The 14,474-nt window shown below is 64.9% G+C and carries 14 protein-coding genes; 2 read left to right on the top strand and 12 right to left on the bottom strand.

All coding sequences use genetic code 11. From position 1 onward, the window contains the following. Positions 1–172: 172 nt before the first annotated feature. From Q0743_RS29515 to Q0743_RS29525, 3 genes are all read right to left on the bottom strand, one after another. A complete protein-coding gene (locus Q0743_RS29515; RefSeq protein WP_298244970.1) occupies positions 173–460 on the bottom strand; it encodes a DUF1330 domain-containing protein in 288 nt (95 codons plus the stop codon). Between the two features lie 69 nt (positions 461–529). Then, on the bottom strand, positions 530–1,507 hold the full coding sequence (locus Q0743_RS29520; protein WP_298244971.1) for an ABC transporter substrate-binding protein: 978 nt from the start codon (positions 1,505–1,507) through the stop codon (positions 530–532). A 102-nt stretch (positions 1,508–1,609) separates the two neighbouring features. Then, positions 1,610–2,269 carry a TetR/AcrR family transcriptional regulator gene (locus tag Q0743_RS29525; protein WP_298244972.1) on the bottom strand — a complete coding sequence of 220 codons (660 nt, stop codon included), beginning with the start codon at positions 2,267–2,269 and terminating at the stop codon, positions 1,610–1,612. 270 nt (positions 2,270–2,539) lie between these two features. On the opposite strand from Q0743_RS29525, the gene Q0743_RS29530 reads away from it, so the two are divergent. Next, entirely contained in the window at positions 2,540–3,160 is a 621-nt protein-coding gene (locus tag Q0743_RS29530; protein WP_298244973.1) for a hypothetical protein, read from the top strand. Between the two features lie 111 nt (positions 3,161–3,271). Here Q0743_RS29530 and Q0743_RS29535 read toward each other — a convergent pair whose 3' ends face one another. From Q0743_RS29535 to miaA, 8 genes are all read right to left on the bottom strand, one after another. Further along, complete coding sequence (locus tag Q0743_RS29535; protein WP_298244974.1) at positions 3,272–4,120, bottom strand: SDR family oxidoreductase; 849 nt, start codon at positions 4,118–4,120, stop codon at positions 3,272–3,274. A 598-nt stretch (positions 4,121–4,718) separates the two neighbouring features. Then, positions 4,719–5,738 carry a ketol-acid reductoisomerase gene (gene ilvC, locus Q0743_RS29540; RefSeq protein WP_097667105.1) on the bottom strand — a complete coding sequence of 340 codons (1,020 nt, stop codon included), beginning with the start codon at positions 5,736–5,738 and terminating at the stop codon, positions 4,719–4,721. 133 nt (positions 5,739–5,871) lie between these two features. After that, entirely contained in the window at positions 5,872–6,474 is a 603-nt protein-coding gene (locus Q0743_RS29545; RefSeq protein WP_298244975.1) for a LysE family translocator, read from the bottom strand. 7 nt (positions 6,475–6,481) lie between these two features. Beyond that, positions 6,482–7,369, bottom strand: a complete 888-nt coding sequence (locus Q0743_RS29550) for an EamA family transporter (RefSeq protein ID WP_298244976.1) — start codon at positions 7,367–7,369, stop codon at positions 6,482–6,484. A 46-nt stretch (positions 7,370–7,415) separates the two neighbouring features. After that, positions 7,416–8,111 carry a class I SAM-dependent methyltransferase gene (locus Q0743_RS29555; protein WP_298244977.1) on the bottom strand — a complete coding sequence of 232 codons (696 nt, stop codon included), beginning with the start codon at positions 8,109–8,111 and terminating at the stop codon, positions 7,416–7,418. A 3-nt stretch (positions 8,112–8,114) separates the two neighbouring features. Continuing rightward, on the bottom strand, positions 8,115–8,657 hold the full coding sequence (gene ilvN / locus Q0743_RS29560) for an acetolactate synthase small subunit (RefSeq protein WP_028137987.1): 543 nt from the start codon (positions 8,655–8,657) through the stop codon (positions 8,115–8,117). Between the two features lie 24 nt (positions 8,658–8,681). Then, entirely contained in the window at positions 8,682–10,457 is a 1,776-nt protein-coding gene (locus Q0743_RS29565) for an acetolactate synthase 3 large subunit (protein WP_298244978.1), read from the bottom strand. Between the two features lie 500 nt (positions 10,458–10,957). Then, positions 10,958–11,914, bottom strand: a complete 957-nt coding sequence (gene miaA, locus Q0743_RS29570; RefSeq protein WP_298244979.1) for a tRNA (adenosine(37)-N6)-dimethylallyltransferase MiaA — start codon at positions 11,912–11,914, stop codon at positions 10,958–10,960. Between the two features lie 11 nt (positions 11,915–11,925). Here miaA and serB point away from each other — a divergent pair, with 11 nt between their 5' ends. Beyond that, positions 11,926–12,831, top strand: coding sequence for a phosphoserine phosphatase SerB (gene serB, locus Q0743_RS29575; RefSeq protein WP_298244980.1), 906 nt, complete (start codon positions 11,926–11,928; stop codon positions 12,829–12,831). A gap of 131 nt (positions 12,832–12,962) precedes the next feature. Here serB and Q0743_RS29580 read toward each other — a convergent pair whose 3' ends face one another. Beyond that, positions 12,963–14,462 carry a Do family serine endopeptidase gene (locus Q0743_RS29580; RefSeq protein ID WP_298244981.1) on the bottom strand — a complete coding sequence of 500 codons (1,500 nt, stop codon included), beginning with the start codon at positions 14,460–14,462 and terminating at the stop codon, positions 12,963–12,965. Between the last annotated feature and the right edge of the window lie 12 nt (positions 14,463–14,474).

Here is a 14,474-nt window from a genome sequence, read left to right on the forward strand (position 1 = left end):
CTGGCCGGCCCAAGGGTGGAAAGAGGGCGGCTAGGCGTCCGGCGCAGCCGGAAGCCTGCACCGTGTCATAAAACTGTAACGGAACGGTCAAGTACAGGCAACGTGCGCGGTGATCCGACCTTCGCTTGATGTCGGCGCTCAGACCGGCGCGCCGCCCCGCCCGGACGCTCCGCTAGAGGCCTTCCACGCCGACCAGCCGGGCGGAGCTGCAGGCGTCCCGGACGGACTTCAAGCCCTGATAGGTGGCGCCGTTATAGAACTCTTCCCAGGCGGCAACCGACGGGAATTCCAAAAGGACGATCCTGCGGGGATTCCAGTCTCCCTCGTAGACCTTGTGAGCCCCGCCGCGCGCCAGATATCGCGCTCCCGCCGCCTCCAGTGCAGGTTTCACGCCCAACATGAAGCTCTGATACTGCTGGGGGTCGCTGATCTCGACGTCGAAAATCACGTAGGCCGCCATTTCGATCACCTCCAGGGATAAACAGGGACAATCTGCCGCGTCTGCCGGACCGGCGCCGAGGCCGGCCGCCTAGTCGACGACTTCGTCGGCACGGGCCAGCAGGGTCGGTGGAATCGTGATGCCGAGGGCCCTGGCCGTCCTGAGATTGACGATGGTCTCGATCTTGGTCGAGCGCTGAACGGGAAGATCGGCGGGCTTGGCGCCTTTCATGATCCGGGCCGCATAGCCCCCGACGAGGCGCGCGGCGTCCTGCGCGCTGGCGCCGTAGCTCAGCAGGCCGCCGAGATCCACGAACTCGCGCTGAAAATACAGCGTCGGCACCCGCTGCTTTGCGGCGGACTCGATGATCTGAACGCGATTGACGATGAAGACCGGATCAACCGTGACGAACAGCGCATCGACCCGCGCCGGCCCGAGATCCGCAAACACCTTGTCGATATCGTCCCGGTTGCCCGCCTTGAACGCGAGCACGGTCTTGCCGATGGCCTTTGCCGCGGTCCTGGCACTTTCGAGCTGGGCCTCTGCGGTCGGACGGTTGGGGTTGACGAGGACACCGATGGTCGCGGCATTCGGCAACAATTCGCTCGCCAGCTCCAGGTTCTTTGCGCCGAGTTCGGCCGCAAGCCAGGTCACGCCGGTGACGTTGGCGCCGGGCCTGCTCAAGCTTTCCACCAGACCCGAGGACACCGGATCATCGGCCGTCAGGAATACGATGGGGATGGCGGGCGTTGCCCGCTTGGCCGCAAGCGCGGCAACATTGCCGCCCATCGTGACGATGACACCGACCTGCTGCCGGATGAGCTCGGCGGCAAGCGAGGGCAACCGATCGAACTGCCCCTGCGCCCAGCGATACTCGATCGCGACGTTGCGCCCCTCCGTCAGCCCGGCGGCGCCCAGTCCCTCGCGAAATCCGGTGACGACGGTGGCGAAGGTCTCAGGCGAGCCACTGGCCAGCAAACCGATCGCGGGACGGGAGTTTTGCGCAACAGCCTGGGAAAGCCATAGCGGCGCGGCGCCGGCCGCGAGAACAAATGTGCGTCGATCCATCTTCGCGTACTGTCAAAATATCGAGTTCAAATATGTGCGCGAGTGTATTCGCAAGTCGCGGAACCTGCCAATCCAAATTCGGAAGAAACAGGCCTCAAGGCTCTAGGCCTTGGCGATGCCTGCGATGAACAGATCGATCACTGCTTCCGCCAACCGCTCGATCTCGCCCTCTTGGACGCCCCAGCGCGGAAAGTGGCCGTCGAGATTCATCCGGGCGAAGCCGTAGACCAGCGCGCGGCCGGCGATCTGGACCTGCTTGAGATCGGCGGAGCGCAGCAGACCCTGCTCCGCCGCTTCAGCGAGGATTCCCTCGGTCAGGGCGATCAGTTCGGCGTTGTCGCGGGTCAGCTCGGCGGAGCTGCCATGGGCGAAATAGCGCCCGGTGGAGATGATTTCGAAATGCGCGGGATTGCGCATCGCCCAGCGCAGGTAGGCAAGGCCAAAGGCGCGGAAACGGGCGAGCGGGCCGGCGGCCAGAGCTTCGCTCAGCGCCGCCTCGATCTCGGCACGGAAACGCCGCTGCGCCTCCTCGGCCGCCGCCGCCATGAGGGCATCGCGGTTCGGAAAGTGCCGGAACGGCGCGCCCGGCGATACTGCAGCCCGGCGCGCGGCCTCACGCACCGAGACTTCCGCTCCTTCCGCAGCGAGCTGCAGCGCAGCATCGATCAGGACGCGGCGAAGATCGCCGTGGTGGTACGGCCGGGGTTCGACTGCCGGGCGGCGGGTGCGCGGCTTGGGTGCTTGGCGAGCGGCTTTGGGCATGAGAAGCGCCATGGCGGAGGTGTGCTCCCTCTCCCGCTTGCGGGGGAGGGCTGGGGTGGGGGTCGTGCCACAACGAAGAATCCCTGAGCGGAGAAAGCCCCCACCCGGCGCTCCGCGCCGACCTCCCCCGCAAGCGGGAGAGGTTGCAGCGAACTCGTGGACGCACCGAGCCTAGCATCACCCGAACGTGAATGTAAGCAGCGATTACACGGTTGACCGCGCAAGCGCGCCGAAATGTAATCGATGATTACATAACGAAGGGAGACCATCATGTCGCAACGTCAAGGCTGGCTCGAAGGCTGGCGGCTGCTGGCCGCCCTCACCCTCAGCCTGGTCATTCTCAGCTTGTGGATCGCCTCGATGCGGCAGTTCGAGGTCGAGGGCGTACGGATGGTGATCCGCTTCACGGCACGCAGCTCGCTCACGCTGTTCTGCCTCGCCTTCAGCGGCGCGGCGCTGGCGCGGCTGTGGCCCAATGGCTGGACGCGCTGGCAGCATCGCAACCGCCGCTATCTCGGCTTGAGCTTTGCGGTCTCCCACGCCATCCACGCGGTCGCGATCATCGCCTTCGCCAAGATGGATCCAGCCGGTTTTGCGGAGGCCACCTCGCCTGCCTCCTACATCTTCGGCGGGATCGGCTATGCCGTCATCATTGCCATGAGCGCGACCTCGTTCGACCGCACCGCCGCGCTGATCGGGCCGCGCGCCTGGCGGACACTGCATCTCGCCGGCGGCTATTATCTCTGGCTCCAGTTCATGGTCTCGTTCGGCAAGCGCGTGCCGGCGATGCCGCTCTATGCCGCCTTCCTCGTTCCGCTGTTGATCGTGATGGCGCTGCGCATGATCGCGATGGCTCGCCATCCGCGCGGCCAGACCGTTGCGGCGGGCTGAAGCGGCCCGCCTAAAGCGCGATGAGATTTGGATGAATCGTCATCGCACTTTAGATCGTTGTTTACGCATGATCTTTCCGGAAAACCGCTTCGCACTTTTCCGGATCATGCTTTATTGCGGCAGGAATCCGAGTCGCTTGGCAATGATGCGGTCGAGCGTCCGTTTCGGCAGCACGGCCGTGATCAGATGGCGCATCGGATCCGGCGTGATCTGGTAGCGCACCTTCGGGCTCGCCGCGGTGAGCGCCTCGAACACGATCTCGGCGATGCGCTCGGCCGGCAGGCCCTTGGCGCCGAGATCCATCATGAAGGCCATGACCTTGTTCAGCGCCGGCAGATAGGGCGAGTTCTGGTAGACGGACAGATCGATCTCCTCCGCCTTGCTCCAGATCGGCGTCTTCACCGCGCCAGGCGCGACGATGATGACGTCGATGCCGAACAGCATCAGCTCGCGGCGCAGGCTTTCGGACAGTCCCTCGATGGCGTGCTTGGAGGTGCAGTAGGGTGCCGACAGCGGATTGCCGTTCTTCCCCGCGACCGAGCTGATCATCACGATCCGCCCCTTCGGCCCCTTCAGCGACGGATCGGCGCCGAGCAGCGGCCCGAACGCCTGCGTCGCGATCACGGGGCCGACGACGTTGATGTCCATCTGGCGGCGGAAATCGTCGGCCGACAATTCGAGCACGGGGCCCGCGACGGCGATGCCGGCATTGTTGACGAGGCCCGCCAGTGTCTCGCCATTCAGCGCCTCCCGTACGTCTCGCGCGGCCGCGAGGACCGCGGCCTCGTCGGTGACGTCGAACAGCAGTGGGGTGAAATTGGCGCCGAACTCGCCCTTGAGCCTGATGGCATCGGCCTGCTTGCGAACGCTGCCGAACACGCGATAGCCGCGTCCGATCAGAAACTTTGCAGTAGCCCAGCCGATGCCTGTGGACGCACCGGTGACGACGACGGATCGCATGGTCAATTCCCCCCTGTTGTGCCCCGCGATCAATGTAGGATACGGCCGCGCCGACGCAACGCCGTCAGCTTCTCAAGCCGCGCATCCATGATGCTTTTTCGAGCCATAGACTGGCTGCAAGAAGCCGCCGCAGATGTCGGTTCTCAAGATGAAGCAGCGCGCGAACGTCAAAAGGCGCAATAGACCGCATCATGAGAACGCGGATGAAGAGCCGAATCCTAGACTCTGACAGCACAGCGCTTTTCGCGGTCGCAGCTTTTGAAAAAGCGCTGACAAACGAGGCGAGATCAAGAATGTGGTTTAAGCGTCAGTTCTTCGTGCTCAGAGGGCACGTCAGCTCGCGAAGAATTTGATTGAAGCAGCAATGCTTGGCGCGAGATGAAAAGAGCGAGACCGCTGTCTGCGATCTCGCTCCAATATAGTCGCGAAGGCTTAAGATTTGGTTTGGCGCACGAAGCTTGTGCTTTCGCTTCCTTGTCCCGGACGCGGTGCAGCGCGGAAGCGATGCGCCGCAGAGCCGGGACCCATCTCACCACATGGACCCCGGATCAGCAGCGCACCACTTTGCGTGATGCGCTGCGTCCGAAGAACGCAAACCTTAGTTCTTCGACTTGTCGACCAGCGCGCCCTTCTTGATCCAGGGCATCATGTCGCGCAGCTTGGCGCCGACTTCCTCGATCGGGTGCGCAGCGAGCTTGGCGCGGGTTGCCTTGAACGAGGTCTGGTTGACCTTGTTCTCGAGCATCCAGTCGCGGGCGAACTTGCCGCCCTGGATGTCGGCGAGGACGCGCTTCATCTCGGCCTTGGTCTCCGCAGTGACGATGCGGGGACCGGTGACGTACTCGCCGTACTCGGCGGTGTTGGAGATCGAGTAGTTCATGTTGGCGATGCCGCCTTCATAGATCAGGTCGACGATCAGCTTCACTTCGTGCAGGCACTCGAAATAGGCCATTTCCGGGGCGTAGCCGGCTTCGACCAGGGTCTCGTAGCCGCCCTTGATCAGCTCGACCAGGCCGCCGCAGAGCACGACCTGCTCGCCGAACAGGTCGGTTTCGCACTCTTCCTTGAAGGTGGTCTCGATGATGCCGGCGCGGCCGCCGCCGACGGCCGAAGCGTAGGACAGGCCGAGGTCATGGGCGTTGCCCGAGACGTCCTTGGCGATCGCGATCAGGCAGGGCACGCCGCCGCCGCGCTGGTACTCGGAGCGCACGGTGTGGCCGGGGCCCTTCGGCGCGATCATGAGCACGTCAAGGTCGGCGCGCGGATCGAGCAGGTTGAAGTGGACGTTGAGGCCGTGCGCGAACACGAGGGCAGCGCCCTTCTTCATGTTGTCGTGCAGGTGCTCACGATAGATGTCGCCCTGAAGCTCGTCCGGGGTCAGCATCATGACGAGGTCGGCCCATTTGGCGGCTTCGGCGACTTCCATCACCTTGAAGCCTGCGGCTTCCGCCTTCTTCACCGAGCCCGAGTCCTTGCGCAGCGCAATGGCGACGTCCTTGACGCCGGAATCCTTCAGATTGAGCGCATGGGCATGGCCCTGGCTGCCATAGCCGACGATGGCGACCTTCTTGCCCTTGATCAGGTTCAGGTCGGCGTCGCGATCGTAATAAACACGCATAGGTCGTTTCCTCGTTCAGGGCCGAAATCGGCCATTGGTCAGTGTCCGAAGGGTGAAATTTGCGGATTTCGGGGGCTGTCTAGAGCATTTTCAGCCCGTAGGGAAACCCGTTTCTGCATGGAAATCCGCGACATCATGCATCCATGAAAACGGGGTAGAGGGAGGCCAGCAGCAGGAGCGCCATCAGGATGTTGAAGGCGCGGACCAGCCGCTGCGAGGTCAGGACCGGCCGCAACGCTGAGCCGAACAGGGCCCAGACCACGGTCGAGACCGTGCCGACGAGCAGGCTGATCAGGGTCTGGATCGCGATGTTGAGCGGGAATTGGGCGATCGCGGCATAGGCGGTGATGGTGCCGATCACGATCACCCAGCCCTTGGCGTTGATCCATTGGAACATCGCCGCGCCCCAGAAGGTCATCGGACCGCGGCCATCCCCCTCCCCGGGCTTGGTCGGGCCGGACATGGCAATCGCGGCGGCCAGGTAGATCAGGTAGGCGGCACCGGCATATTTCAGGATGGTCTGCAGGATCGGATAGGCCAGGAACACCGAGCCGAGCCCGAGGCCGACAGCGGCGACCATGAAGGCGAAGCCGAGGACGATGCCGACGATGTGCGGGATGGTGCGCCGGAAGCCGTAGGTCAGGCCCGAGGACAGCAGCATGATGTTGTTCGGCCCGGGCGTGAAATACATCACGACCATGAAGATGAGGAAGGCATAGAACAGCGACTGGGACATGTTCACCTCACGCTGCCTTTCCCGCTGCCTTGGGCAGGACTTGCGGGCGCCGCGCCAGCACCATCACCGCGATACCACCGATCACGGTCAGCATGCCGGCGAGCCGCAAGGGTCCGAACCGCTCGCCGAACACGATGCTGGAGGCCGCCGAACCGATGAACGGGACCAGCAGCGCGAACGGCACCACTTGCGCGGCGGGATAGTCGCGCAACAACCGGCCCCAGAGCCAATAGGCGATACTGGTGGAGATGGCACCGATCACCAGCAGGCAGATGAGACCTTTAAGCGACATGTGGATCAGCGACTGGAAGGTCGGCACCGGCCCGTTGACGACCAGCGCGAGCGCAAAAAGCGGCACCGCGGCCGTGAGGCAGAGCCAGGCAAACAGGTCGAACATCGGCGCGCCGCGGGCTCCGCGCAGCAGAAGATTGCCGACGGCAAAGCAGATCGGGGCGATCATCAGCACCGCAAAGGCGGCGACGCTGAAATCGTAACCCACCGTGCCGCAGATCATGAGCAGGCCCGCGGCCGCAATGACGACACCAAGCGTCTGCACCGGCGTCGGCCGTTCGCCAAAGGCGATCGCGGCGAATCCGATCGTGAACAGCGCCTGACTCTGCACCACGACGCTGGTCAGCCCGACCGGCACGCCGTGGGCAATGCCGTAGGCCTGACTCAGGAACTGGCCGAGGAACAGCGTGAGGCTGATCGCGATCAGGAGCGACCAGGCGACCTTCGGCTTCGGAACGAAGAGGCACGGCACCGCCGCAATCGCAAAGCGCATCGCCGTCATCAGCTCCGGCGAAAACTCGTCGAGCGCGATCCGGCTCGCCACGAAGGCAAGTCCCCAGATGATCGCCACCACGATGGCGATGAGGATATCGGCCGGCTTCATTGTTGTTCTCGGTTCTGCCCTGTCGTGCAGCCCTGTTGTTGTTCGTCTAGCCTTGCTCGCCGGCTCTTGGTTTCCGCAGCAGATACGTGCCGTGCATCGGTGCGTGGTAGTCGGCCGAGACCAGCGTGAAGCCGACATCGGTCAGCATCCGCTCCATCACCCAGCCGAAGGTGGAATATTCGTCGCGCATATGTGTCACCACGCCTTCGCGGGCGAAATCGTGGTTCTTGATCTGGAAGTCGGCCCATTGCTCGACGTCGCGCTCGATGGCATCCGGCATCGAAGCGTAGACGATGTCGCGCAGGTAGAACGTCGCCCCGGGCTTGAGCGCGCGAAAGATCCGCGACATCGCCACTGCCTTCCAGAAATCAGGCAGGTGATGCAGCGTGAATTCGCTGACGATCAGATCGTAGGATTCCGGCCGATAGGCGAAGCTGAGCAGACCGGCGGACTGGGTGCGCACGGGCGCCTTGCGATCGCGCGCGTAGATCTCGGCAAGCGCCAGCATCGCCGGTGAGATGTCGATGGCATCGACCTCGGCGCCCATCAGCGCGGCTTCGGTCGCCAGCACCCCGTTGCCGCAGCCGATGTCGGCGATGCGCCAGCCGCGCTGGACTCCCAGCATTTTCAGTGCGGCGCGCGCCCGCAGATCGGCATCGTCGTGGGCGTCGTAGATCGACGCCACAGCGGGCCCGATGCCCATCCGGTTCCGCTCGTTATAGTACCAGTCGCGCGCCAGCATGGTTCACATCCCTTCAGGCCCGCGGCCGATCGCGGCAACGCCGGTGCGCGACACCTCGACAAGGCCGAGCGGGCGCATCAGGTCGATAAACTGGTTGATCTTGTCGGTGTTGCCTGTGATCTCGAACACAAAGCTCTCGGTGGTGGCGTCGATCACCCGGGCGCGGAACGCATCCGCAAGCCGCAGCGCCTCGACCCGGTGCTCGCCCTGCCCGCGGACCTTGACCATCGCGAGCTCACGCTCGATCGAGCGCCGGGTCTGGGTCATGTCGACGACCTGGTAGACCGGGATCATGCGATCGAGCTGGTTCTTGATCTGCGCGATCACCATCGGCGTCCCCGTGGTGACGATGGTGATGCGCGACAGATGCTTCTGCGCCTCGGTCTCGGAGACCGTGAGGCTTTCGATGTTGTAGCCGCGGCCCGAGAACAGGCCGATGACGCGCGCGAGCACGCCGGGCTCGTTCTGCACGAGCACGGCAAGCGTGTGCGTCTCGTTCGGATCGTGGCGCTCTTCGATGAAGTAGGCGGATGCGGGCTGGTTCATTGTCGTCCCCTCAAATCTCTCTCGTCACACCAGCGCCTTGCCGCCGGCGAACGCCTTCGCGGTCGCCTCGTCATTCGCCTGCTCCGGCAGCAGCATCTCGTTATGCGCCTTGCCGGAGGGAATCATCGGGAAGCAGTTTTCGAGCGCCGCGACGCGGCAGTCGAACAGCACGGGGCGCTTGACCGAGATCATCTCCTTGATGGCGCCGTCGAGGTCGCCGGGCTTGTGCACCTGCAGGCCGACGGCGCCATAGGCTTCGGCGAGCTTGACGAAATCCGGCAGCGCCTCCGAATAGGAATGCGACAGACGGTTGCCGTGCAGCAGCTGTTGCCACTGCCGCACCATGCCCATGTACTGGTTGTTCAGGATGAAGATCTTGATCGGAAGCTCGTACTGAACCGCCGTCGACATCTCCTGCATCGTCATCTGCACCGAGGCATCGCCCGCGATATCGATGACGAGGCTGTCCGGATGGGCCACCTGCACGCCGACCGCGGCCGGCAGGCCGTAGCCCATGGTGCCGAGACCGCCCGAGGTCATCCAGCGGTGCGGCTCGTCGAAGCCGTAGAACTGCGCCGCCCACATCTGGTGCTGACCGACTTCGGTCGTGATGTAGGTGTCCTTGCCACGCGTCGCCTCGAACAGGCTCTGGATCGCGTGCTGCGGCAGGATGACTTCGTTGCTCTTCTTGTAATAGAGCGAGTTGCGGGCGCGCCACTGCGCGATCTGCTGCCACCACGACTTGATATCGGGCTTCTTCGCCTCCGCCTTGAACACCTGGAGGATGTCGCCGAGGATGTTGGCGCAATCGCCGATGATCGGCACGTCGACGCGGATGTTCTTGTTGATCGAGGACGGGTCGATGTCGATGTGGATCTTCTTCGAGCCCGGCGAGAACGCATCGACGCGGCCGGTGATGCGGTCGTCGAAGCGCGCACCGACGCACAGCATGACGTCGCAATCATGCATCGTCATGTTGGCTTCGTAGGTGCCGTGCATGCCGAGCATGCCGAGCCAGTTCTTGCCCGACGCCGGATAGGCGCCGAGGCCCATCAGCGTCGAGGTGATCGGAAAGCCGGTGACCTCGACCAGCTCGCGCAGCAGCCTGGTGGCTTCAGGACCGGAGTTGATGACGCCGCCGCCACTGTAGATCACGGGGCGCTTGGCACCCGCGAGCAGCGAGACCGCCTTGCGGATCTGCGACGCATCGCCCTTCACGCGCGGCGCGTAGGAGCGGTGCACGTCGGATTTGCGCGGCGGGTGATAGGTGCCGGTCGCGAACTGCACGTCCTTGGGCACGTCGACCAGCACCGGGCCCGGACGGCCCGTGGTCGCGACGTAGAACGCCTCGTGCAGCACTTTCGCGAGATCGTTGACGTCGCGCACCAGCCAATTGTGCTTGGTGCAGGGACGCGTGATGCCGACGGTGTCGCATTCCTGGAACGCGTCGTTGCCGATCAGATGCGTCGGCACCTGACCGGAGATGCAGACGAGCGGGATCGAATCCATCAGCGCATCGGTCAGCGGCGTCACCATGTTGGTGGCACCGGGACCGGAGGTCACCAGCGCGACGCCCGGCTTGCCGGTCGAGCGCGCATAGCCCTCGGCGGCATGGCCCGCGCCCTGCTCGTGGCGGACGAGGATGTGCTGGACCTCGCTCTGCTGGAAGATCTCGTCATAGATCGGAAGCACCGCGCCGCCGGGATAGCCGAAAATGTCGGTCACGCCGTGATCGATGAGCGCGCGGACGATCATCGCGGCGCCGGTCATCTGGTTCGGATCGTGGCTCTTGTCGGTCATTGGCTTGCTCCGGATGCGCTGTTGTCAGCGGCTTCGTACGTGTCGGGTTCGGGAAATAAAAAAGGCCCCGAAGAGGGCCCATGCACACCGCCTGTCTTGTGGATGGCAGCTAGCCATCCCCGGCGGTGTGCCTGGGTACGACGGCGATAAGGAGTTTGGTAATAATGTTACGCATGGCAGGCGCTCGGCTTCCCAAAGGTTGCGCGAAACATAGCGGCCAAAGCCCGGATGTCAAGGCAATGCGGCCGTTCCCGCGCGATTTTGGCAGTGTAGCGGTGTTCCCCGGGTTCGGCGAGAGGTAAATTGGGGAACCCGGCCAGAAAAGCGCGCCGATCCGCCCGCCTGTCATTCCGGGCGATGCGAAGCATCGAGCCCGGTATCCAGAACCACAGGACGCGTTGGCTCCCGAGCTGATGGCCAAGAGCCGTCGCCACGCGGGCGCGCGGGGTTATGGATTCCGGGCTCGCGCTACGCGCGCCCCGGAATGACGACGGACGTTGTCATCCCTGGTCCCGCGCCGCGCTGACGACCGCCGCGAGCCACCCCCTCGCCGCTTCCGGCTTCACCCATTCGAACTCAGGCAACTGGTGCCGGAACCAGGTAAATTGCCGCTTGGCGTAGTGGCGCGTGTCGGCGCGGCCGATGGCGGCGGCCTCGTCCAGGCTCAGCTCCCCACGCAGATGCCGGATCAGCGCCGGCACGCCATGGGCCTTCATCGCCGGCAGCAGCGGATCGAGCTGTCGGGCGGCCAGCCGCTCAACCTCCCTCAAGGCACCCGCGCCCAGCATGGCATCGAAACGGGCATCGATCCGCGCATAAAGCTCCTCGCGGTCGGGCGCGAGAAACACCGCGCGAAAGCTGTCCTTGGGCAGCAGCGGCGGCTGACCCTCCCGATGCCAGTCGAGCAGCGAGCGGCCGGTCGCCTCGACCACTTCGAGCGCACGCGCGATCCGGGTGCGGTCACGCAGGTTCAGTCGGTCGGCGGCGCGGGAATCGCGACGTGCCAGTTCCGCATGCAGCGCCTCCGGGCCGTCCCGTTCCAGCCGCGCACGCACGTCCTCGCGCACCTCGGCAGGAATCGGCGGCACCACGGAAAGTCCCGCCGTCAGCGCCTTGAAATACAATCCGGTGCCGCCGATGAAGATCGGCAGGCGGCCTTCCGCCTTGGCCTCGTCGAGCGCCTTGGCCGCGTCAGCCACCCAGGCGCCGGCCGAGAAGTTCACGGCCGCATCGACATGGCCGTAGAGACGGTGCGGAGCGCGGGCTTCCTCGTCATGTGTCGGCCGTGCCGTGATGATGCGCAGATCACGGTAGACCTGCATGGAATCGGCATTGATGACGACGCCGCCCGCGCTGAGGGCCAGCTCGAGCGCCAGCGCCGACTTGCCGCTGGCGGTCGGGCCTGCGATAAGCACGGCCTCGCCAACAGGCCTTCTGCCGACTTGCCTCTCGCTCACGAAAACCTCAAATGTCCTTCGTCGCCACGCTGATCTGCAACCCCGACAATCCCGCGCTCGACTCCACCATCGTCGACGGCGCCCGCGCCGTGCTGCCGCAGGCCGCGCCCGCGCACTGGCTGTTCGACGGCGTCGCGGTCGATATCCCCTTCGGCGCCGACAATAGCCTCGAAGCCGACCGTCACGCCATCGAGCAGCGGCTGCGCGAGCTTCGCGGCGACCTGCCCGTCGACATCGTCGTGCAGCCTGCCGGCTTCAGGCGCAAGAAGCTTTTTCTCGCCGACATGGATTCGACCATGATCGGCCAGGAATGCATCGACGAGCTCGCCGACCTGGTCGGGATGAAGGCCCATGTCGCAGGCATCACCGAACGCGCCATGCGCGGCGAGATCGAGTTCGAGCCCGCGCTGCGCGAGCGCGTCGCGCTGCTGAAGGATTTGCCCGCCAGCGTGGTCGACGAGGTCCTGGCCAAGCGCATCACGCTGACCCCGGGCGGCAGCACACTGGTCGCGACCATGCGCAAGCACGGCGCCTATACCTGCCTCGTCTCCGGCGGCTTCACGCTGTTCACCAGCGCGGTCGCCGCCAAGATCGGCTTCCAGGAGAACCGCGCCAACGAGCTCGTCGTGCGCGACGGCAAGTTCACCGGCGAGGTGAAGGAGCCGATCCTGGGACGGGCGGCGAAGCTTGCCACGCTGGTCGATCTGATGGAGTCGTTCGATCTCGACGACATCGACTCGGTCGTGGTCGGCGACGGCGCCAACGATCTCGCGATGATCCAGGCCGCGGGGCTGGGTGTGGCGTATCATGCCAAGCCGGCAGTGGCTGCGGCGGCGGCCGCACGGATCGACCACGGCGATCTCACCGCGCTGCTTTATGCGCAGGGCTATCGGCGGGACGAGTTCGTGGAGGGGTAGTTTCAAGCTGCACATTCCGCAGCCGTAGGGTGGGCAAAGGCGCACTTGCGCCGTGCCCACCATCTCTCTCGATTAGCCAAAATGCGTGGGCACGCTTTCGCTTTGCCCACCCTACGGGACCTATCGCGCGACTACTGCACGCTCAGCGCGACGAACCGCAGCTCGCCGTCGGCGTTGGAGACCAGCAGCAGCACCGACTTCTTGCCGTCCTTCTTGAGCTGGTCGACCCGCTTCTGGATATCGGCGCCGCTCGACACCGCCTCCTGCGCAACCTCGACGATGACGTCGCCGGCGGAGAGCCGCTTCTCGGCGGCGTCGGAATTGGCGTCGACATTGGTGACGACCACGCCCTTGACGCTCTCCTTGATCTTGTAGCGCGTGCGCAGATCCTTGTTCAGCGCGGCGAGATCGAGGCCGAGCGCCTTCTGCGTCACCGGCTTCTCCGGCGCCGGCCCCTCGGTCTTCGCCGCGGTCTGCACCTTGTCGGGATCCTGCAGGCGGCCGAGCGTGACCTTCTTGGTCTCTTCCTGGCCCTTGCGGATGATGACGACGTCGACCTCCTTGCCGACCGCGGTGTCGGCGACGACGCGGGACAGATCCTTGGGATCCTTGACGTCCTTGCCGTCGAACTTGACGACGACGTCGCCGGGCTCGATGCCGGCCGGCTTGGCCGGCCCCTTGTCGTCGACGCCGGCAACCAGCGCGCCGCGCGGCGGCTTGATGTTGAGGCTCTCGGCAATCTCGTCGGTCACGCTCTGGATGCGCACGCCGAGCCAGCCGCGGCGCAGCTCGCCGAACTGACGGAGCTGGTCGACGACGCCCGCGACCGTCTTCGACGGCACGGCAAAGCCGATGCCGATCGAGCCGCCGGAGGGCGAGATGATCAGCGTGTTGACGCCGATGACGTCGCCTTCGAGGTTGAACAGCGGGCCGCCGGAATTGCCGCGATTGATGGCGGCGTCGGTCTGGATGTAGCTGTCATAGGGACCCGAGGAGATGTCGCGGTTCTTGGCCGAGACGATGCCGGCCGTCACCGTACCGCCCAGGCTGAACGGGTTGCCGATCGCGACCACCCAGTCGCCGAGTCGCAGCTTGTCGCTGTCGCCGAACTTCACCGCGACCAGCGGCTTGGTCGGCTTGAACTTCAGCACGGCAAGGTCGGTCTTCTTGTCGACGCCGACCAGCTCGGCCTTGATCTTGGTGCCGTCGTTGAGGATGACGTTGATCTCGTCGGCGTCCGCGATGACGTGGTTGTTGGTGACGACGACGCCCGATGTGTCGATGATGAAACCGGATCCGAGCGAATTGGTCTTGCGCGGCGGGTTGGCGGAGCCATCGCCGCCCTTGCTGCCACCGCCGGGACCCCTGCGGTTCTTGAAGAAGTCGTCGAAGAACTCCTCGAAGGGCGAGCCGGGCGGCAGTTGCGGCATGGTGTTGCTGCCGCCGCCCTTGGCGTCGACGGTCTGCGAGGTCGAGATGTTGACGACCGCGTCGATCACCTTCTCGGCGACGTCGGCGATGCCCTCCGGCCCGCGCGCTTCCGCCGGCGTGCCGAACGCAGTGAAAGCACTGACGGCTAGCGCGGCCAGCCCTAAACGCAAGCGGGTCGGGGCAATGGTGGCAGCGGTCATTGGGTTCTCCAG

The organism is uncultured Bradyrhizobium sp. (genome assembly GCF_936943645.1).
In the GTDB taxonomy this organism is placed as follows: Bacteria; Pseudomonadota; Alphaproteobacteria; order Rhizobiales; family Xanthobacteraceae; genus Bradyrhizobium.

What these genes read in the sequence shown, in the direction of transcription:
- Q0743_RS29515 (WP_298244970.1), bottom strand. Translation starts at nt 460, where the DNA reads ATGGCGGCCTACGTGATTTTCGACGTCGAGATCAGCGACCCCCAGCAG.
- Q0743_RS29520 (WP_298244971.1), bottom strand. Translation starts at nt 1,507, where the DNA reads ATGGATCGACGCACATTTGTTCTCGCGGCCGGCGCCGCGCCGCTATGG.
- Q0743_RS29525 (WP_298244972.1), bottom strand. Translation starts at nt 2,269, where the DNA reads ATGCCCAAAGCCGCTCGCCAAGCACCCAAGCCGCGCACCCGCCGCCCG.
- Q0743_RS29530 (WP_298244973.1), top strand. Translation starts at nt 2,540, where the DNA reads ATGTCGCAACGTCAAGGCTGGCTCGAAGGCTGGCGGCTGCTGGCCGCC.
- Q0743_RS29535 (WP_298244974.1), bottom strand. Translation starts at nt 4,120, where the DNA reads ATGCGATCCGTCGTCGTCACCGGTGCGTCCACAGGCATCGGCTGGGCT.
- ilvC (WP_097667105.1), bottom strand. Translation starts at nt 5,738, where the DNA reads ATGCGTGTTTATTACGATCGCGACGCCGACCTGAACCTGATCAAGGGC.
- Q0743_RS29545 (WP_298244975.1), bottom strand. Translation starts at nt 6,474, where the DNA reads ATGTCCCAGTCGCTGTTCTATGCCTTCCTCATCTTCATGGTCGTGATG.
- Q0743_RS29550 (WP_298244976.1), bottom strand. Translation starts at nt 7,369, where the DNA reads ATGAAGCCGGCCGATATCCTCATCGCCATCGTGGTGGCGATCATCTGG.
- Q0743_RS29555 (WP_298244977.1), bottom strand. Translation starts at nt 8,111, where the DNA reads ATGCTGGCGCGCGACTGGTACTATAACGAGCGGAACCGGATGGGCATC.
- ilvN (WP_028137987.1), bottom strand. Translation starts at nt 8,657, where the DNA reads ATGAACCAGCCCGCATCCGCCTACTTCATCGAAGAGCGCCACGATCCG.
- Q0743_RS29565 (WP_298244978.1), bottom strand. Translation starts at nt 10,457, where the DNA reads ATGACCGACAAGAGCCACGATCCGAACCAGATGACCGGCGCCGCGATG.
- serB (WP_298244980.1), top strand. Translation starts at nt 11,926, where the DNA reads ATGTCCTTCGTCGCCACGCTGATCTGCAACCCCGACAATCCCGCGCTC.
- Q0743_RS29580 (WP_298244981.1), bottom strand. Translation starts at nt 14,462, where the DNA reads ATGACCGCTGCCACCATTGCCCCGACCCGCTTGCGTTTAGGGCTGGCC.